Source organism: Microbispora bryophytorum, assembly GCF_043197435.1.
GTDB lineage: Bacteria > Actinomycetota > Actinomycetes > Streptosporangiales > Streptosporangiaceae > Microbispora > Microbispora bryophytorum.
The window spans coordinates 71237-88977 of record NZ_JBICTF010000002.1 but is presented as its reverse complement, the minus strand read 5'-3'; the positions used below and the strand labels follow the sequence as shown (position 1 = coordinate 88977).

Here is a 17741-nt window from a genome sequence, read left to right as displayed (position 1 = left end):
CCCGTGCTCATCCGCCGACCAAGGGTTCCTGACAACTTCCTGACATTGCTCGACCATCCTCTCCGGCATGAGCGACCGAACCGATCAGCGCGTGTCCGCACGACACGCCACCGCGCTTTCCATCGCCGCCCTCGCCTGCGGCCTCCTCACCGCCTGCGGCGCCGCCGAAGCGGCGAGCGGTCCGGGCACCCCCGCACCCGCCCAGGCCGGCCAGGTGTCAGCCACCCGACCGGTCGCGGCGCAGGCCGAGTCCAAGCCCGCCCGTGCCACGAAGTCCCGCCCGCAGCTGCGCCTGGACAGTTCCGAGGCCGAGGTGCGGAAGTTCCGCGCGGCGTACGCCGGCTGCCTGACGGAGCACGGCATGCCGAGCAAGGGGACCTGGACCAAGGCGGCGGAGAAGTCCGCGCGGGCCGCCTGCGAGCACCTGCGGCCGCTGCTGCCGCCGGAGCTCGACCCCGCCAAGAACCCGAACTATGCCAAGAGCGTCCGGATCGAGGCCAAGTGCCTGCAGGACCACGGCTTCGACGTCCACCTCGTCAAGGTGGACGGCCCCGCGAAGCTCGGCTGGCGGTACGCGAGCGTCCCCGGACCCGACGTCGACATCTCCAAGATCCAGGACGACTGTCGCGTGAAGGCGTACGGCGGCGGCCGCGCGCTCCGGCCCGGCCCGCAGTGACACCCCGCCCGCAGTAAAAACCCGGCGCGGGGCGGCGGGGCGTCACCCGCTGCCCCCGCCGCCCCCGCCGTCACGGCTGGACGTACCGCAGTCTGAGGGTGTCGACGTGCCCGGACCAGCGCAACGTCACGTGCCAGCAGCCCGCCTCCGGCAGGTCGACGCCCGACGGACCGGGACCGCCCGGCACCTCGCGCGTGACCGGCGCCCCCGTGCCGTCCAGGCGCGCCTCGATCAGCAGGGGATCCCCGTCCTGGGACACCCGCGACACCCAGAGGATCTTGTTGCCGCGATCCTTGCCCGGCGGCGACAGCAACGGATCTCCGAACACCACGGCCGCGATGTCGCCCCGGTCCCCCAAAACGTACGTCACCGGCTGGTCGGGCGGCTGAAATCCCGTACGGGCCCAGGTGGGCAGCGGAGCGGGCGACAACCGGTCGGGACATCCGCCGGACGGCTGCTCGGCACACCCCGCCAGCAGGGAACAGGCCAGGGTCACTGTCAGGGCGATACGAAGCATGGGCGACTCCCGTCACGAGGGCCTACGTGGTCGCTACCTCTACACCGCCGACTCGTCAAAGGTTCCGGCCCGGCCGAGGTCCAAGCGATCTACCGAATCGCGTGCGACGTCCCGTTCGCGAAGATTCATCTCCAGTCAGCCGATCTTCGGCGTCGTGCCGGATTCCGTTCACGGGGGTCGAATTCAATCTGCTGAGGCCCCGCGACTCCGCGAGGGCGACTGCGCGGTGTCGAGGCCGGCAGTCGACGACGTGATGGAGGAAGACAGTGCAGCTGGCGTTCCCACCCGGGCCGACAGGGTCGAAACGCGGGGTCGCCCACAGGGCACTCAGCGCGATCCTCGCCGCGCTGACCGTGATCCTCGTTCTCCCGGGGCTCGCCGCTCCGGCCTCGGCGGCGACGGCCGCCACGACGATCACCGACCCGGCGTTCTACGGCCTGGAGTCGGGCACCATCGCGTCCGCCACCGGCCTCGACGGCGGTGACTCGACGCGTCTTCGCCTCAAGACCGCCGCTGCCGTCGACAGCTCGTGGCAGACGCTGGCGTTCACCGAGGCGGCCGGCAACCCGGACATCGACGTGACGGTCTTCGCCTACGACGCCGACGGCACCTATCTGTCGCCGTCCACCGGCTGGCAGAGCCTGGTGAGCCCGTACACCTACACGATCCCCGCCGGCACGGCGAAGATCCGCTACGTCCTGAAGTATCACGCGGGCGGGGCGATCACCCCGGCCGACCACGCCGCCTGGCTCACCATCGGCGTCGCCGGCACCGGCACCACGGCTCCGCCTTCCACGAGCGACCCCGGGTTCAACGACTTCGAGCAGGGGACGATCGCCTCGGCGACCGGAGTGAAGCGGGACGGCGCGAGCGACGTCGCGACTCGGATCCGCCTGAAGGCGCCGGTCGCCGTCGATCGGTCCTGGCAGGCGCTGAAGTTCGACGGCGGCCCCAAGGGCTCCGACGTCTCGGTCACGGTCTTCGCCTACGACGCCAACGGCACCTTCCTGTCGCCGTCGACCGGCTGGAAGAGCCTGGCCTCGCCGTACGTCTACGTGATCCCCGCCGCCACCGCGAAGATCTCGTACGTCCTCAGCCACGACACCAACTCGGTGCAGCCGATCAACGTGAGCGAGCGAAGCCCCTGGGTCACGCTCAGCACCGTCAAGCTGGACCCGCGGGACAACTACAAGGTGAACGCCTCGACCGTCACGCCACAGTTCACCATCCCCGGGATGCACGACGAGCAGGGCGGCAACTTCGTCGACGGCAAGCTGTGGATCGGCGCCGCCAGCGACGACAGCCACACCGTCGCGAACGGCCACGTGTACGTCTACGACATCGACTACGCCACGAAGACGGCCACCCTCGCCCACACGTTCACGCACGACTTCGGCCACCTCAACTCGTTCTCCTACGACGAGGCGAGCGGCGATCTGATCTTCGGCAACGGATCCAGCAGCTACACCCAGGCGCCGGAGTTCTACGTCGTCAAGGAGTCGAACATCGACCTCGACGGCACGAACACGCTCGGTGGCGTGCACGCCACCGCCTTCGACGTCCCCGACGACTTCGGCGCCAAGTGCAACGTGATCTGGACCGATCAGCCCGGCGTCGCGGTGATGCTGACCGACGACGGCACCACGGTACGCAAGATCAAGCTGGCCACCGGCACCGAGCACGGGCAGTACGGCGTTTACGCGCCGGCCGCCGGCGCTGGGTACAACGGCACCTGGGACCTCCTGGCGACCTATCACATCAACAGCGCGTACGACGTCGTCCAGAGCGCGGCATGGGTACGTGGTCACCTCGTGATCGGCCTGGGCCATGGCCCGATGTCGATCGCGGTCATCGACCTGCAGGACGACGGCCACATGGACTACGAGGTCTACCGCAACTCCGCGCAGTCCCAGTACTTCGAAGCGGTCTTCCACGACCCGGACAACCACTACTTCGGGGGCGTGAACGCCAACACGGGAGTGGGCTACTTCTGGGACGACACCAACTTCTCGTTCACGGCGACGCCTCCGGCGCCGGTCGTGACGGGAGTGTCGGTCACTCCCTCGGCCGTCACCGTCTCCAGGGGTGGGACGCAGTCCTTCACCGCCACGGTGACCGGCGACGGTCACCCGGCGCAGAGCGTCACGTGGAGCGTGCGCGGCAACGCGAGCACCGGCACGACCATCGACGGCGAGGGGCTGCTGACGGTCGCGTCCGACGAGACGGCACGGGCTCTGACGGTGGCCGCCACCTCGACCGCAGACGCCTCCCGGTCCGCCACCGCCACCGTCGCCGTCCCACGGCCCGGCAGGTTCGGCGGGTTCAGGCCCCCGGTCGAATCGGACGGCGTCAACGCCGTTCAAGCCGGCCGGACCATCCCGATCAAGTGGACGATCGACGGCGAGGAGGACGGCGAGTCGGCGGTCGTGTCGGCCACCTTCGACGAACCGGGTGCCGAGTACCACTGGGTCGGCAAACTCGGTTCCTACCACCTCAACGTCGACACGCCGCGGTCGTGGGCAGGGAGTCGGCGCACCTTCACGGTGACGTTGGCCGACGGCAGCCTCCACCGGGCCGAGTTCGCGTTCAAGTGATCCTGACAGGCACGGATTGAGCGTTCGCCGCTCACCGAGGCCGGCGGTGCTCGTCACCGCCGGCCTCGACGTATGGATGCCTGTCTGTGCCGATTTTGCCTATCACGGCATAGCTCAGGGTGTTTTTGGAGATTTCGCTTGCACGGTGGGGTACCAGGCCCAGGGAAAGCCGTTTTCCGGCGTGCTCGGGCACGGGGCCGCACGCACATCCGGGGGGGTCGTATGGGAACCCGAATCGCCTGCTGGAGAGCGTGTCTTACGACTGCCGGCGCGGTCACCCTTCTCGCCGTAGGGGCCGGGAACGCGACGGCGGCGTCCGTTACCCACGAGGACGACGTGGCTCCGTCGACGCGTACCAACGTCACGAACGCGATGCTGGGTGAGGCGTTGGCGCACGTGACGTACCGCGCTTACGCCGATCAGGCGGACAGGGAGAACCTGCCCGGTGTGGCGGCGCTGTACCGGCGCACCGCGCACACGGAACTGCGCGAACACTTCACCGAGCAGGCGAGGCTGATCGGCCTGGTCGGCGACAACGCGGCGAACCTCCGTGCCAGCACCCGCGGCGAGTCCTACGAGGCGACGATGATGTACAGGCAGTTCGCCGAGCAGGCCACGGCGGACGGCGAGAAGGAGGCCGCCAGGCTCTTTACCGAAGTCGCCCAGGACGAGGCCGATCACTGTGCGAAGTTCCTCCAGGCGGAGAAGGCCATCACCGGGAGCTCGCCCCCGGCGAACGTCCCGACCGACGTGCAGGCCGAGCCGGTCGAGATACAGGCCGGCCCGTCCGCGGTCTCCTCGTCCCGCACCCTTGAGAACCTGCGGGTGGCGATGAAGGACGAGGCCTTCGCCTACGCCAAGTACACGCTGTACGGCGACAGGGCAGGGGAGACCGGGCAACCCGGACTCGCCACGTTGTTCCACCGGACGGCCGCCGTCGAGCACGCCGAGCACTTCGCCGAGTACGCGAATCTGGCCGGCGCGGTGCGCGACACCGGGACGAATCTGTGCGCGACGATCAAAGGGGAGACGCGCGAGGGCACGCAGGTGTATCCCGCTTACGCCCGCCAAGCCTCGGCGGACGGCGACACGGAGGTGGCCAAAATGCTCAACGACACCGCGAACGACGAACTGAAGCACGCGAAGGCCTTCTTCGGTGAGCTGTCCGCTCTCGGCAAGCGGTGTCCCACGTCGAGCTGACTGCGCCGAACAGGCCGGCGCTACCCGGCGCTCCATGAGGATCGTCCCGGCGTCAGCAACCGGGAAAGCTGGCCGAGATCGCTGATCCGCACCAGCTCGGAACGCCCGCCGACGCCGTCCCGGTCAAGCCAGACCGCGGCGAGCCCGGCGGCCATCGCACCGCCCGCGTCGATGTCGGGCTCGTTGCCGACGTACAGCACCTCGCCCGGGGGCAGCTTCAGCGCGTCGCACGCCGCGTGGAAGGCGGCGGCCTGGGGTTTGGACACGCCGAGTTCGGCTGCGCACAGGACTGTTTCGAAATGGTCCCGCACACCGAGGATGCGCAACTTGCGTTCCTGGTAGTCCAGCCTGGAGTTCGACAGCACGGCTTGCCGGAAGTCGGTGGCGAGCTCCTGCAAGGTCGCGAGGCTGTCAGGGAAGAGCGCCCAGCAGGCTTCGAAGTGGGCCACGTAGCGATCGAACCAGGCGTCCGCTTCGGAGCCGTCCATGTCCACGCCGAGAAAGCCCTGGACACGCGCGCGGCGCTGTCCCTGGAAGTCGGTCTCCCGCGCGATGAATCTCGCCCAGTGCAGCTCTGTCTGGGCCTTCCAGTGACGAAGGGCGTCGTCGACGGAGGGGAACAGCTCGGCGAGCCCTTCGGCGGCCAGATGGTCGCGGAGGCCGGCGCGGTCGGCGCCGGCGTAGTCGAACAGAGTGTCGTCGATGTCCCAGAGCACGGCACGGATCGGCATGCGGAGACGCTAACGCGCCCGGCGGATGCCGGACATGGGCCATTTCCGCAGGGGATTTGCGGGCCACTTGGCCGCCGTTCCGCCTGGAGTGTCGAACAGCGCCTGATGCACGGTCAGCCTCACCGCGGGTCGGCCCAGTCGCCGTGGGCCACGATGGCGAGGTCCTCGGGGCCGACGTCCCTGCCGGAGGCGGTGCGCGCCCCGATCACGACCGGCTCGCCGGTGCCCCGTTCGACGAGGCGCAGCGGGCCGCCGTCCTCGCCCTGTAAGTGCTTGTTGCCCCACTGCATGAGCGCGAAGACGGCAGGGAACAGGTCCTGGCCCTTCTCGGTCAGGAGATATTCGTACCGGGTGCGCCTGCCCGGCTCCCGATAGGGCTGCTTGGTGAACACCCCGATGTCGGTCAGGTCCTTGAGCCGTGCCGCGACGATCGCGTCACCGATCTTCGTCCGCCGTACGAAGTCGTCGAACCGGGTCGTGCCGTAGAAGGCCTCGCGCAGGATCAGCATCGACGAGCGCGTGCCGATGGTCTCCATCGACCTGCCGATCGAGCAGTTGTCCAGCCGCCACGTGGTCCGATCGGCCAGAACACCCTCGAATGAGAGCGGCATGATGTCCCCTGATCTCTATGCGGGCTGGTCGGTGATGACGACGACGCCTGGCGGCGCGTCGAGCAGCTCCACCGTACGGTCGGCGGCGTGGTCGATCTGGACGCGCGGCTCGGCGGGGATCCGCTGCTCGTAGTAGGTGCCGGGCCCGTAGAACTGCCCGTAGCTGAGCACGACCCCGCCCTCGGCGAGTACGGAGCGTTCGAGCTCGGCGACAGCGTCGGCGCCGGGGCCGGCCTGCAGCTGCCAGGCGACGGTCTGGGCGAGGATCTTCGGTGATCCGCTCTGCCGTGCCGCCTCGATCAGGTTCTGGTTGCCCTCGGTCCGGATGCGCGCGTTCAGCTCCACGTGGTCACCGATCTTCTCCGCCTCGTCCGGCAGATCGGTCAGTTCGTTGAGGATGACGTCCGGGGCGAAGTCGCGGACCACCTTGACCAGGGCGTCGCGGTCGAAGACGTCGCACAGGATCGGCTCGGCGCCGAGCCGGGCCAGCAGCTCGGTCTTGCCGGCCGAGCGGGTCATGCCGCCGACCACGTGCCCTTCCTTGACCAGGCGGGGAATCAGCCGCTGCCCGATCACGCCGGACGCGCCGGCCAGAAAGATCCTCATGCGCCTCACCTAGCTACACAATCTAGTAGTCAGCTTAGACGGCCGGCTTTCCTGGAGGCAAGTCAGGGGCCGGGAAGGGGCGGGTAGTCGGTGTACCCCTTGTGGTCGCCGCCGTAGGCCCGGCTGAAGTCGGGGGTGTTGAAGGGCCCGCCGGCCCGCAACCGGCGAGGCAGATCCGGGTTGGCCATGAAGAGCGAGGCGTAGGAGATCAGGTCGGCGGCGCCGCTGTCGATGAGCTTCAGCGACTCAGGCCCGGTGAATGCGCCGGGGGTGTACGGGTTGAGAATCAGCGTGCCGGTCCACCGTTCCCGCAGCCGGTGGGTGAGCTCCGTGTCGGGTCCTTCGGCGATGTGCAGGTAGGCCAGGCCGAGCGGGTTGAGCGCGTCGAGCAGCGCGAGGTAGGTGTCGTGGTGGCCGTCTTCGACGATGTCGTTGTAGACATGGGACGGCCAGATCCGCAGTCCGACGCGGTCGGCGCCGACGGCGTCCGCGACGGCCCTGGCCACCTCGACGCTGAACCGGCCGCGTCCTCGGGCGCTACCGCCCCACTCGTCGTCACGCTGGTTGGCGTTGGTCGACAGGAACTGGTGCAGCAGAAAGCCGCTGCCCGCGTGAAGCTCCACCCCGTCGAAGCCGGCCTCGATCGCGTTGCGCGCCGCCGACGCGAAGTCCTCGATGGTCTCCCTGATGCCGACCCGGTCCAGCGCCCGCGGGGTGACGAACTCCTGCGGGCCGTCCATGGTGAACACCCTTCCGGCGGCTTTCACCGGCGACGGCCCGACCGGTGTCAGCGTTCCCGCGTGCAGGCTGGGATGGCCGACCCGCCCAGCGTGCATCAGCTGAGCGAAGATCAGGCCGTTCCGTTCGTGCACCCCGGCGGTCACCCTCCGCCAGGCCTCGACCTGTTCGGCGCTGTGCAGCCCCGGCGTGTTCGGGAAGCCCTGGCCGATCGGCGAAGGCTGGGTGCTCTCGGTGATGATCAGACCGGCGTCGGCGCGCTGGGCGTAGTAGGTCGCCATCAGCCGGGTCGGGCTCGCTCCCGGCCCGTACGCGCGGTTCCGCGTCATCGGGGCCATGACCACCCGGTTGCGGGCGGTGTACCGGCCGATGGTGATCGGTTCGAACGCTGTGGACATGAGACTCTCTCCTTGATCGGATTCGGCGAGACGGGACGGATCATTCGCCGCTGGGGGCGGGGGCCACGCAGCCGTCCGGGGTGCACACCCCATCGCCGCCGGTTATCGGAGGCAGAGGGGAGACGGCGGCCGGATGGCCCTCCTCCCAGACGGAACCAATGGCCGAGAGCAGTTCGTCGGGGCCGATCGCGCCGGACATGGCGTACTTTCCGTCCAGGACGATGAACGGCGTGCCGCGGGCGCCGAGGCGCTGGGCCGCGCGCTGGTCGTCGGCCACCCGCGCCCGGTATCTGCCGTCGTGCAGCGCGGCAGCCGCGCCGTCGCGGTCCAGTCCCACCTCCGAGGCGAAGTCGAGCACCTGCTCAACGGTCCACAGGTCGCGGCCCTGACCGAAGTGGGCGCGGAACATCGCCGACCAGATCTCGCCCGAACGGCCCTGGCCGGCGGCGTACGCGAGAAGCTCGTGGGCGAAGTCGGTCGGCCCGAGCCGGCGTTCGAGCGCGTTGTACGGCGTGAGTCCCTCGGCCTCGGCGGCCGTCTCGATGCGGCGCAGGACCTGCTCGCCCGTCGCCTCGGGCATCCCGGCCATGCGGAACAGCTCCCGCTGGGTGACTCCCTCACGAGGGAGGTCGGGATGCAGCTGGAACGAGCGATGGACCACGTGGACGTCCGAGGCGTGCGCGAAGCGGTCCAGTGCCTGGCGCAGCCTGTGGTCCATCAGCCCGCAGTACGGGCACACGATGTCCGACCAGAATTCGATCTTCACGGGAATCACCCTCGCTTCCTGGTTACATACCTTCTGTTCGTAGCCACATCGTGCATTAGAATCAGAACCCGTACAAAAGGCACATTCATGTGTGTGGAAGCGGTTACGCCAGAGGGGCGGCGCGCATGGCGGCGGAGAAGACCCGGAAGGTCAGGACCGGAGTGCGGGCCGACGTGCGCACCGCGCCGGGACCCTGCGCCCATTGGGACGACCAGGACGCGGACTTCATCCGCGAGGTCCTCGACCTCGTCGGCGACAAGTGGAGCGTGCTCGTCATCGGCACCCTCGCCGACGGCGCGACACGCTACTCCGACCTGGCCGCCGCGATCCCCGGCATCTCGCAGCGCATGCTGACGCTGACGTTGAAGCAACTGCGACGCAACGGGATCGTCAGCCGAACCGCCTACCCCGAGGTCCCGCCCCGGGTCGAGTACGAGCTGACCGGCCTCGGCACGTCGTTGCTTTCGACCGTGCTGGCGCTGGCCGCGTGGTCGGCCGACAACCAGGCCGAGATCCGACGCCACCAAAAGGCCTTCGACACCGATACGCAGCCCGCGGGGAGCTGACCACGGCGGGATCATCGGCCCGGCAGCGGGCCTGCCGGCCGTGGTCGGCTACGGCAGCACCCGGCACAGTGCGTCCAGCGCGCCCGCCCATGCGCTGTCCGAGGGGGCCGCGTAGTTGACCACCAGCGCGTCCCGCTCGGGCAACCGCCGGCCCGAGCCCGCCACCTCGTGGCGGAACGGCGCCATCCCGCTGACCGCCAGGCCCTGCCGGGCCGCCGCCTGGACGACCGAGCGCTCGGTTCCATGCGGGAGTTCCAGGACCACCTGCAACCCGGCGGCCAAGCCGGTCACGCGGACGCCGGGGGCGCGCTGCGCCAGGGCCGCGACCAGTTGGTCGCGGCGACGCCGGTAGCGCAGCCGCATCGAGCGCACATGGCGGTCGTACGCGCCCGACGTGATGAACTCCGCGAGCGTCAGCTGTTCCAACGCGCTGGACATGTAGTCGATGTGCCCCTTGGCCGCCACGATCTCCGGGACCAGTTCCTCGGGCAGCACCATCCAGGCGAGCCGCAGTCCCGGCGCCAGTGACTTGCTCGCCGTGCCGAAGTACACCACCCGTTCTGGATCGAGGCCCTGCAGAGCGCCCACCGGCTGACGGTCGTATCTGAACTCTCCGTCGTAGTCGTCCTCCAGGATCAGCCCGCCGGTGGTACGCGCCCAGTCGACGGCCGCCGTGCGCCGGGCCGGGCTCAGCGCGACCCCCGTCGGGTACTGATGCGCCGGTGTCAGCAGTGCTGCGCCGGCCCCGTTCAACCGTGCCAGATCATCGGTGCGGGCGCCGCGTTCGTCGACGTAGAGGGGCGGGATGCGCAGGCCGGCGTCGCTTAGCAGGTCGCGATAGATGTCGAGTCCGTACGACTCGACGGCTATGGCCCGTACCCGCCGGGCCCGGAGCACCTGCGCCATCAGCGTCAGACCGTGGTGGAAACCGGAGCAGACGACGATCCGCTCCGGCTCGGCGTACACCCCGCGGGCCCGCGCCAGATAGTCCGCGAGGGCGGCGCGCAGTTCCACCCGGCCACGTGCGTCGCCGTAGCCGAAGGCGTCGTGTGGTGCCGCGGTCAGAGCGCGGCGGGCTGCGGCGAGCCACTGCGTGCGAGGAAACTTCGCGAGGTCCGGCGCGCCCGGCAGCAGGCCGAAGGTGGGACGGGGCTGGGCCCGCCGCGTCCGGGGAGCGGGGGGTGCCGCCCTACGCGGCTCGGACCGTTCGGCCACCCGGGTCCCGGAGCCCTGCTGGGCGGTGAGCCAGCCCTCGGCGACCAGTTCGGCATAGGAGTCGGCCACCGTGTTACGGGCGATGCCGAGATCGGCGGCAAGCGAACGGGACGACGGCAGCCGAGTGCCGGGCGCCAGGCGTCCCGTGCGGACGGCCTCGCGCAGAGCGTCTGTGAGCCCGGCCCGCAGCCCAGGCCCGGACAGTTCCAGATGCAGGTCGGCGCCGAACGTGGAAGGTGCGGCAGCCGCCGAATTGGCCCGGCAATCTGTCATAGCAATGGACCATACCCCAGGGCCATTTGGTGCCTAGTGTTGCGGGCATGCATGTGTCGACTTTCCGCGCCCTGCACCACGGGCGCGCCCCCGGCGACCCGCTCATCCTGCCCGGACCCTGGGACGTGGCCAGCGCCCGCGTCTTCGCCAACGCCGGCTTTCCCGCGCTCGCCATACCAAGCGCCGGGATCGCCGCCTCGCTCGGTTACGCGGACGGCTCGACCCCGCCGGAGGAGATGTTCGCCGCGATAGCGCGCATAGCCCGGGGGGTCCCCGTCCCCGTGTCCGCCGACGTCGAGGACGGCTACGGACTCGCCCCCGGAGAACTGGTCGGGCGCCTCCTGGAGGCCGGTGCCGTCGGCTGCAACCTGGAGGACTCCGGGAACGCCACGCTCAAAGACCCACGCCGGCACGCGGACTGGCTGGCCGAAGTCCGCGCCCACGCCGGTGACGCGCTTTTCATCAACGCGCGCGTCGACACCTTCCTGTTCGGTTCCGGCGACCCGGCCGACGCCCTGGCACGGGCCCGCCTGTATCTGGCCGCCGGCGCCGACTGCATCTACCCCCTTCTGGCGCCGCCCGAGGTGCTGCCCGTACTGCGGGAGGGCATCGAGGGCCCCATCAACATGGCAGCCCAGCCGGGGATCGGTTCCATCATCGACCTGGCCCGGCTGGGCGCGACACGCATCACCTTCGGCCCCGGCATGCAGCAGCACGCGACCCGCGCCACCGGCGAACTCGCGACACGGCTACGCGCGCCCGTCCGGGAGACGGAACCGGGGTGGTGTGCCTCTAGATGGGGAAGCGGCCGCGGCGCCAGTACCAGTGGCGGCCGGCCTTGAGGTGGTCGACGACCGCGCGCTGGAGCACGGTGCGGCGCGGCAGCCGGTCGAGCGGCGTGGTCAGGGTGCGGAACACGAACCGCCGCACCTCGACGTCGGCGTCCAGGCCTTCCGGCTCCTCGTAGGGCTCCAGCTCGAACCTTCGCTGGAACCTGATGATGTTGGAGTCCTCGGGCAGGTAATCCCGCAACTGCGGGTCGAGCAGCCACGAGCCACAGGAGAACGCCGTGTAGCGCTCGTCGGGAAAGTGGCGCGGGAAGAACGTGCGGGCCTCGTCGAGCGACGCCGTGACCGCCTCCGGGGTCATCGGTCCCGACTCGGGGATGTGTATGCCGATGGCGTCGTCGCCGCGGTGATACTGCAGCCGGCCCAGCTCGTAGAGCCCGCCGCGCGCGTGCAGTGTCAGCCAGCTCTGCATGACCGGCCAGCCCTCGCCGTGCATCCGCCGGTCGACGGCGAGGTTGCGGCCCAGGTCGGCGAGGGTCGTCCACGACACGGCGCCGGCGATGCCGTGGTCGCGGTGGTAACCCGTGACGACGTCGATCAGGGCCAGGTACGCGTACACGTAGAGATGCCGCCAGGCCGGGCCCCGCTCGCGCGGCAGCTCGGGACCGGGCGACAGCCAGTCGTAGCCTCCGAGGTCGGCGCGGACCAGGGCGATCGAGCGGTCGAGCAGCCAGCGCAGCTCAGGAGTCCACAGTGGAGAGCCGGGGTCGGGCCAGCCCGCCATGATCTCGGCGGCGTCGTCCGGCTTCACCCCGAGCCGGTCGAGGATCGAGGGCGCGTCGGCCTTGGCGGGCAGCGGAGCCGACGGCCGGTCGGCGGCGAGCCGGTGCACCCGGTCGACGTCCTCGACGGGCACCCCGAGCCGGGCGGCGATGTCGTCAAGATCCACCTGGACGACACTACCGGCCGGTGGGCGTCTTCCACAGTCCCGTACCGCTCGGGCGAATCCGCCGCGGTGTTGTCGTCACCGCTCACCATGCGGCTTGTGCCACATCATGATCTTGGTCGATGGAAGACGCTCCGTGAAGCGATCGCCGGGTGACGCTTGTCGCAGCACCGCGCGCAGGTCCCGCTCGAAGTCCTCCAGCCTGTCGCCGAACAGGTGAGGGGCGGAGTCGGATCGGGAGAACACCCACGCCACGATGTCGTCTGCGGTGCGATCGGCCACCGCTCCGGCTGCCACGACATGTCGTTCGAAGTTCTCGAACCCCGCCCGTGCCAGGACGAGGTCCTCGCGGTCCGGCGTGCCGTTGACGAGCGTTCCCTGTCCCGCGCGGCGCACCGGCCCCAGATACCGACGTACCAGGTCGCTGATCTGCGCGTACGGGGGAGCGGGCAGCGGCAGTGGCGCCGGCTGCGCGGTCGGATTCTCACAATCGCTCATGTGGACGAACGTGCCTCCCGGCTCCAGGATCTCCAGCACGGCCGCAGCGACGCGATCTCGATCGGTCCAGTGGAAGGACTGGGCGAACACCACGACCCGGAATGTGCCCAGACCGGCCGGCAGGTCCTCGGCGCGGGCGGCCATCCAACGCGCGTTGGTCACCCTCCGACGTTCGGCCTGTCGCTCGGCCTCGGCCAGCATGTCCTCATCCGGGTCGATGCCGACCGCCTCAGTGAAGTACCGCGCCAGCGCGAGAATCACGGTGCCCGGCCCGCAGCCGACGTCGAGAAGCCGGCCCCGGCCATCCAGATTGAGCGTCGCGGCCAGCGTTTCAGCGAACCCCGGAGCGTACGGCAGCCGGCCGCGCTCGTAGTAGGCCGCGCACCCCTGAAACAGGGTGCTGTCCCACTGCCATCCGTCAGGCACGCCGATCCCCTCCTTGAGCCGGTGACCTCGTCGGCAGATCCGATCCTCCCAGGAGCAGTCTCATGGAAGCCGAGCTGAGACATTGAGGTCTTCCCTCGGTAGCGCGTTCTAACAAATAAGGAAAGCCACGTCTATCGGCGTTTTGTGGCGGCGGCGAAAGGAAAACAGCCCGACGGAAGAACTGTCCGCCGGGTGTTCTCGAAATCAATTAGTTCGGGAAATGTCTGAAATTCGGGACAGTGGTACGTTTCATGGGGGAGAAAATGCCCAAGTGTCCTAATGTTGTCGGGTTCCTTATGCTCGGCACCGTGCTGTCCGGTGGGGCCGTGCCCCTGGGCACTCCCGCCGTCGCCGCGTCCGCCGGGGACGCCGTCGTGACCGGCCCCGGCGGGGATCACCCTGGTGCAGGCGATCACGCCCGCGCGCATGGGCGCAATCGCGCCGGGCAACACGACAAGCAGCAGCAGTCGGGGCGCCAACAGCAGAACCTGCTCCATGACGTCACGCTTGCCCTCACGCCCATGCAGAAGGGCCAGACGGATTCGCGGGCCATGCCGTACAACTGGCAGAGAAGCGACACGATCGCGAACTCCTCCAGCGATCAGAACAGCCTGTCGGACCTTACGAACCGGCCCGCCCAGACATCGGACTCGACGGCCACCGGCGACACGAGCGATTCCACGCAGAAATCGGACCGGCCGGTCACGTCACCCGCCACGCCACCGGCCACGTCGTCGGCGCCGCAGGACGCTGCCGCCAGTGCGGAGATGCTGGCGTACCTGCGGGATCTGGCGGCCAAGAAGCAGTTCACCGGCTCGGCGCTGGTCGTACGGCATGGGCGGGTGCTGGCTCGTTTCGCCGCGGGCGAGGCGGACGAGAGCCGGCACATCCCCAACCGGCCGGACACGGTCTACCGGGTCATGTCGGTCACCAAGCAGATCACCTCGATGATCGTGCTGAAACTGCGCGACCGCGGGCTGTTCAAGCTGAACGACCCGATCTGCCCGTATATCGTCCCGGAATACATCAAGGCCTGCCCGGCAGCGTGGCGTCCCATCACGATCCGCGAGACGCTCACCCACACCTCGGGCATCCCCAACATCGAGACACTGCCCAGCTACCTCGCCAATGTGACGCGACCGACCACGCCCCGGAAGCTCATCCAGCAGTTCGTGAACCTGCCGCTGGACTTCACGCCCGGCACCATGTGGAAATACACCAACTCCGGCTACGTGCTGGCCGGCGCGCTCATCCAGGCGGTGACGCACCAGCCGTACGGCGCCGTACTGCGCAAGCTGATCACCGGCCCGCTCAACCTCCAGAACACCGGTTACAGCAGGGGATATCCGCCCGCCGGGTACGCGAAGGGCTACTTCACACTCGGGTCACCGGCCCCGCTCCTCAACGGCTCCGAACTGTTCTCCGCGACCGGCGTCTACTCCACCGTCGACGACCTCGCCCGCTGGGACCGGGCGTTCGGCTCGTACAAGGTCGCGCCGCCCGCCACGGTCAAGCAGGCGTTCACGCCGCAGGCGAAGTGCCCCTCCACCGGCTGCCTCAACCTGCCGTCGAGCGCGTACGCCTTCGGCTGGCTCGTCGACCGGCTCCAAGGGCACCGGCTCCGGTATCACCCGGGTCTTTTCATGGGCTACACGGCGAGCAACATGTACCTGCCCGACGACGACATCCAGGTCGTCCTGCTCAGCAACGTGCAGGACACCGACACCGCCGGGATCGCCCGCCACCTCGCCACGCTCGCTCTCGACCTGTGAGGATTCACAGAGGGGTGGAGGCGGTGGTCTCGGGCACGAAGGCGATGCCGTCGAAGTGCTCGGCGAGCACCGTGGGCATGTAGCCGAGTTTGTAGGTGAACCGCCTCGCCACCGCCCCTCCATAACCGCGCATGTGGAGGAGCTCGCCGAGCCACCGCGTGACGGACTCCGGCCGTGGGCCGCTCCGCAGGTCGATCACATGTTCACCCGGATGGGCGGTGGCCAGGCGGGCCTCCACGATCGTCGGTCTCCGGACGAGCGGGACGCGGAAGGTGACCGGAGGCGTGGCCGGGTCCACCTTTCCGAATCGCCGTCGGCGGGCCCGGAACCGGCCCGCGCCGAAGAGCACGCCGAGTGCGTAGTACGCCTCGCCGTGGCGCTGCCTGAGGTGGTGGCCCATCGCGGTCACCGACCCGCCGCTGTGGCCGCCCTTCATGATGTGGCCGTTGTGCGCCCAGACGGCGACCCTGGCGTCCGGGTCGGCCAGGAGCAGGTCCACGTTGTCGGCGAGGTAGCGGTCGCGGGCGACGCTCACGGTCTGTGCGGGGTCGGGGTGCCGGAGCGGCCGGCTCGCGAGGTCGGCGCTCTGGCGCACGATCCGCGCATGCGCCGCCGCCTCGTCCGGGGTGGAGACGCCCGTCAGGAAGTCCTCCACACGGCGGGCGTCCGCGTCGATCCGCCGGTCGAGCGGTGGGCCGACGCCCAGGCGCTTTCCGGCGAGGGGAGCGAGGGGGTCGAGCAGGCCCGGCGCCTCATCGCCGAGGTGGGTGCGCAGGGCGTGCAGCGATGCCGCTGGATGCTGCGGGTCGATGCCCACGAACCGTACCTTCCGCGAGGCGGTGCGGTTGTGGTCGCGCAGCCACTCGACGACCGCCAGCATCTCCGCCGTGTGCAGCGTCCAGAAGCCCAGCCCGGCGAGCGCCTCGACCGGATCGCCGGAGCCGCCCTGCACATAGTCGTCCACGGCTCGGGACGCCGAGGCGCTGGCCTCCACCGCGAGCGTCGTGAACCCCAGCTCCTCGACCAGGAACTCCAGCAACCGGTGCCTGATCAGGAAGAACTCCCGGCTGCCATGCGTGGCCTCGCCGAGCCCCACCACCCGTACGCCGTCCAGCGCGACGCGGAGCGGCGCCAGGTCGGCGGTTCCGGCGCCCGGTTCCAGACCGTTTAGCGGTGTCGCTCGCGCCTTGAGCCACTCCGCCACCTCGTCCTCGGTCGTCATGCCGGGCACGCGGCCACTCCGGCGTGGACGCATCGGGAGGAGACGGCGCTCTCTGCGGTCCAGCGCGCGACCCGCCCGCTGACGGTGTCGACGGCGAGGTGCCGGTGCAGTCCGCGTACGCCGAGGGCGAGCGGAACCAGGCCGAGCAGGCCGACCCACTGGTCCGGAATGACGGCGAGACCGAGGGCGGCGACGCCCGACACGAGGACGAGTGCGGCGATGCCGGCGTACTGACCGGTGACGATCGGCCAGGGGTGCGGCCAGCCCTTCGCGCGGGCCGACAGGAACAGCACGGTCAGGATGACGACGTCGTCGACATTGGTGCCCGCGAAGACCGCGAAGGCGGTGCCGAGCGTGGCCGCGATGCCGTCCATGGCCGGTCAGCATAGGAGATCGCGCATACGACGACATCGGACGTCCGGGCACATCGGCGGCGACACGTGGGTGCGCTGCTGGGTGCGCTGCCATCGAATCCCCTGACGATCGAGAACGCCGGATTCCCGGTAGGGTGCCCGGATGCCGCATCGCCGACTCGCCGCGCTGGCCGCCGCCGTGGTGGTCGTGGTCGCCGGTCTGTCGGTCCGGGCGCTGCTGCCCGGCATGGTCGGCAAGTATGCGGGCGACCTTCTCTACACCCTCCTTCTGTACGCGCTGGTCGTCGTGGCCGCGCCGCGCGCCCGGCCGTTCGCGGTTGCGGCGGTGGCGCTCGGGGTGAGCTGGCTGGTCGAGTTCGCCCAGCTCACCGGAGTGCCGGCCGCGCTGTCGGCGCACAGCACGACGGCGCGACTGGTGCTCGGCACGACGTTCAACGCCCCTGACCTGTTCTGGTACGCCGTGGGCGCCGCCGTCGGATACGCCACTAATCGTTCCGTACTATCGACCATTGACCGTTTCTGTCGGGAAAGCTAACATCCGTTTACTCAATTGCGTGGATGAGCCGCGGCTTCCTGGGCGTTTTCCTCTCGCCCACGGGCTTCCTCCTCCTCCGCCCGTCCGACCGGGCGCCCGTCGGGTGACCTCCCGGTGATCTCCCGAGGACCGAGGCGGCCCCCGTTTTACCGGCGCGGGGGCCGCCTCTCCATCCCCGATCGCGGTCACGGTCACCGGGACCGGCCACTCCACCGCTGTGAGCTGGGTCGATACGGGAACTCATATGGATCTGGGGTCCATATGAATATTGGACATGTTCTGAACACTT

The 17741-nt window shown here is 69.7% G+C and carries 18 protein-coding genes; 7 read left to right on the top strand and 11 right to left on the bottom strand.

Going from position 1 to position 17741, the window contains the following annotated elements; all coding sequences use genetic code 11:
* Positions 1-67 precede the first annotated feature (67 nt).
* A complete protein-coding gene (locus tag ACGFIB_RS05200) occupies positions 68-676 on the top strand; it encodes a hypothetical protein (RefSeq protein ID WP_393368602.1) in 609 nt (202 codons plus the stop codon).
* Between the two features lie 70 nt (positions 677-746).
* On the opposite strand, the gene ACGFIB_RS05195 is transcribed toward ACGFIB_RS05200, so the two are convergent.
* Positions 747-1193, bottom strand: coding sequence for a hypothetical protein (locus tag ACGFIB_RS05195; protein ID WP_208762011.1), 447 nt, complete (start codon positions 1191-1193; stop codon positions 747-749).
* 266 nt (positions 1194-1459) lie between these two features.
* On the opposite strand from ACGFIB_RS05195, the gene ACGFIB_RS05190 reads away from it, so the two are divergent.
* Together ACGFIB_RS05190 and ACGFIB_RS05185 are read left to right on the top strand one after the other, a co-directional pair.
* Positions 1460-3787, top strand: a complete 2328-nt coding sequence (locus ACGFIB_RS05190; protein WP_393368599.1) for a PxKF domain-containing protein — start codon at positions 1460-1462, stop codon at positions 3785-3787.
* 336 nt (positions 3788-4123) lie between these two features.
* Complete coding sequence (locus ACGFIB_RS05185; protein ID WP_393368596.1) at positions 4124-4987, top strand: ferritin family protein; 864 nt, start codon at positions 4124-4126, stop codon at positions 4985-4987.
* Positions 4988-5007: 20 nt separating this feature from the next.
* Here the strand turns inward: ACGFIB_RS05185 and ACGFIB_RS05180 are convergent, their stop codons facing one another.
* The 5 genes from ACGFIB_RS05180 to ACGFIB_RS05160 all read right to left on the bottom strand — a co-directional run bounded on the left by ACGFIB_RS05180 (position 5008) and on the right by ACGFIB_RS05160 (position 8837).
* The gene (locus ACGFIB_RS05180) at positions 5008-5718 is read right to left on the bottom strand and encodes an HAD family hydrolase (RefSeq protein ID WP_393368593.1); all 711 of its coding nucleotides are present in this window, start codon (positions 5716-5718) and stop codon (positions 5008-5010) included.
* A 119-nt stretch (positions 5719-5837) separates the two neighbouring features.
* On the bottom strand, positions 5838-6329 hold the full coding sequence (locus tag ACGFIB_RS05175; protein ID WP_357247751.1) for a winged helix-turn-helix transcriptional regulator: 492 nt from the start codon (positions 6327-6329) through the stop codon (positions 5838-5840).
* Between the two features lie 15 nt (positions 6330-6344).
* Positions 6345-6935, bottom strand: coding sequence for an NAD-dependent epimerase/dehydratase family protein (locus ACGFIB_RS05170; RefSeq protein ID WP_393368589.1), 591 nt, complete (start codon positions 6933-6935; stop codon positions 6345-6347).
* A 62-nt stretch (positions 6936-6997) separates the two neighbouring features.
* Positions 6998-8071: an alkene reductase gene (locus tag ACGFIB_RS05165; RefSeq protein ID WP_393368586.1), complete on the bottom strand. Its 1074-nt coding sequence runs from the start codon at positions 8069-8071 to the stop codon at positions 6998-7000.
* A 40-nt stretch (positions 8072-8111) separates the two neighbouring features.
* A complete protein-coding gene (locus tag ACGFIB_RS05160; RefSeq protein WP_393368584.1) occupies positions 8112-8837 on the bottom strand; it encodes a DsbA family oxidoreductase in 726 nt (241 codons plus the stop codon).
* A gap of 125 nt (positions 8838-8962) precedes the next feature.
* Between ACGFIB_RS05160 and ACGFIB_RS05155 the strand changes: the two genes are divergently transcribed.
* On the top strand, positions 8963-9403 hold the full coding sequence (locus ACGFIB_RS05155) for a winged helix-turn-helix transcriptional regulator (protein WP_393368581.1): 441 nt from the start codon (positions 8963-8965) through the stop codon (positions 9401-9403).
* Positions 9404-9451: 48 nt separating this feature from the next.
* Here ACGFIB_RS05155 and pdxR read toward each other — a convergent pair whose 3' ends face one another.
* Complete coding sequence (gene pdxR / locus ACGFIB_RS05150; protein WP_393368578.1) at positions 9452-10891, bottom strand: MocR-like pyridoxine biosynthesis transcription factor PdxR; 1440 nt, start codon at positions 10889-10891, stop codon at positions 9452-9454.
* A gap of 47 nt (positions 10892-10938) precedes the next feature.
* Between pdxR and ACGFIB_RS05145 the strand changes: the two genes are divergently transcribed.
* On the top strand, positions 10939-11733 hold the full coding sequence (locus ACGFIB_RS05145) for an isocitrate lyase/PEP mutase family protein (RefSeq protein WP_393368575.1): 795 nt from the start codon (positions 10939-10941) through the stop codon (positions 11731-11733).
* Here ACGFIB_RS05145 and ACGFIB_RS05140 read toward each other — a convergent pair.
* Both ACGFIB_RS05140 and ACGFIB_RS05135 read right to left on the bottom strand, forming a co-directional pair.
* Positions 11684-12628 carry an acyltransferase domain-containing protein gene (locus tag ACGFIB_RS05140; protein WP_393368572.1) on the bottom strand — a complete coding sequence of 315 codons (945 nt, stop codon included), beginning with the start codon at positions 12626-12628 and terminating at the stop codon, positions 11684-11686. The genes ACGFIB_RS05145 and ACGFIB_RS05140 overlap by 50 nt on opposite strands.
* Before the next feature lie 75 nt (positions 12629-12703).
* The gene (locus ACGFIB_RS05135) at positions 12704-13549 is read right to left on the bottom strand and encodes a class I SAM-dependent methyltransferase (protein ID WP_393368570.1); all 846 of its coding nucleotides are present in this window, start codon (positions 13547-13549) and stop codon (positions 12704-12706) included.
* Between the two features lie 308 nt (positions 13550-13857).
* On the opposite strand from ACGFIB_RS05135, the gene ACGFIB_RS05130 reads away from it, so the two are divergent.
* On the top strand, positions 13858-15321 hold the full coding sequence (locus tag ACGFIB_RS05130; protein WP_393368567.1) for a serine hydrolase domain-containing protein: 1464 nt from the start codon (positions 13858-13860) through the stop codon (positions 15319-15321).
* Between the two features lie 4 nt (positions 15322-15325).
* Here ACGFIB_RS05130 and ACGFIB_RS05125 read toward each other — a convergent pair whose 3' ends face one another.
* Together ACGFIB_RS05125 and ACGFIB_RS05120 are read right to left on the bottom strand one after the other, a co-directional pair.
* Complete coding sequence (locus tag ACGFIB_RS05125) at positions 15326-16543, bottom strand: erythromycin esterase family protein (RefSeq protein WP_393368564.1); 1218 nt, start codon at positions 16541-16543, stop codon at positions 15326-15328.
* Positions 16540-16917 (bottom strand): cadmium resistance transporter, encoded by a 378-nt coding sequence (locus tag ACGFIB_RS05120; RefSeq protein ID WP_393368562.1) that lies wholly within the window; start codon positions 16915-16917, stop codon positions 16540-16542. The genes ACGFIB_RS05125 and ACGFIB_RS05120 overlap by 4 nt, the downstream gene beginning before the upstream one ends.
* A 142-nt stretch (positions 16918-17059) precedes the next feature.
* On the opposite strand from ACGFIB_RS05120, the gene ACGFIB_RS05115 reads away from it, so the two are divergent.
* Positions 17060-17452 (top strand): ribosomal maturation YjgA family protein, encoded by a 393-nt coding sequence (locus ACGFIB_RS05115; RefSeq protein ID WP_393368559.1) that lies wholly within the window; start codon positions 17060-17062, stop codon positions 17450-17452.
* The last annotated feature ends 289 nt before the right edge of the window (positions 17453-17741 follow it).

What these genes read in the sequence shown, in the direction of transcription:
- ACGFIB_RS05165 (WP_393368586.1), bottom strand. Translation starts at nt 8,071, where the DNA reads ATGTCCACAGCGTTCGAACCGATCACCATCGGCCGGTACACCGCCCGC.
- pdxR (WP_393368578.1), bottom strand. Translation starts at nt 10,891, where the DNA reads ATGACAGATTGCCGGGCCAATTCGGCGGCTGCCGCACCTTCCACGTTC.
- ACGFIB_RS05175 (WP_357247751.1), bottom strand. Translation starts at nt 6,329, where the DNA reads ATGCCGCTCTCATTCGAGGGTGTTCTGGCCGATCGGACCACGTGGCGG.
- ACGFIB_RS05125 (WP_393368564.1), bottom strand. Translation starts at nt 16,543, where the DNA reads ATGACGACCGAGGACGAGGTGGCGGAGTGGCTCAAGGCGCGAGCGACA.
- ACGFIB_RS05120 (WP_393368562.1), bottom strand. Translation starts at nt 16,917, where the DNA reads ATGGACGGCATCGCGGCCACGCTCGGCACCGCCTTCGCGGTCTTCGCG.
- ACGFIB_RS05145 (WP_393368575.1), top strand. Translation starts at nt 10,939, where the DNA reads ATGCATGTGTCGACTTTCCGCGCCCTGCACCACGGGCGCGCCCCCGGC.
- ACGFIB_RS05115 (WP_393368559.1), top strand. Translation starts at nt 17,060, where the DNA reads ATGCCGCATCGCCGACTCGCCGCGCTGGCCGCCGCCGTGGTGGTCGTG.
- ACGFIB_RS05155 (WP_393368581.1), top strand. Translation starts at nt 8,963, where the DNA reads ATGGCGGCGGAGAAGACCCGGAAGGTCAGGACCGGAGTGCGGGCCGAC.
- ACGFIB_RS05170 (WP_393368589.1), bottom strand. Translation starts at nt 6,935, where the DNA reads ATGAGGATCTTTCTGGCCGGCGCGTCCGGCGTGATCGGGCAGCGGCTG.
- ACGFIB_RS05195 (WP_208762011.1), bottom strand. Translation starts at nt 1,193, where the DNA reads ATGCTTCGTATCGCCCTGACAGTGACCCTGGCCTGTTCCCTGCTGGCG.
- ACGFIB_RS05200 (WP_393368602.1), top strand. Translation starts at nt 68, where the DNA reads ATGAGCGACCGAACCGATCAGCGCGTGTCCGCACGACACGCCACCGCG.
- ACGFIB_RS05180 (WP_393368593.1), bottom strand. Translation starts at nt 5,718, where the DNA reads ATGCCGATCCGTGCCGTGCTCTGGGACATCGACGACACTCTGTTCGAC.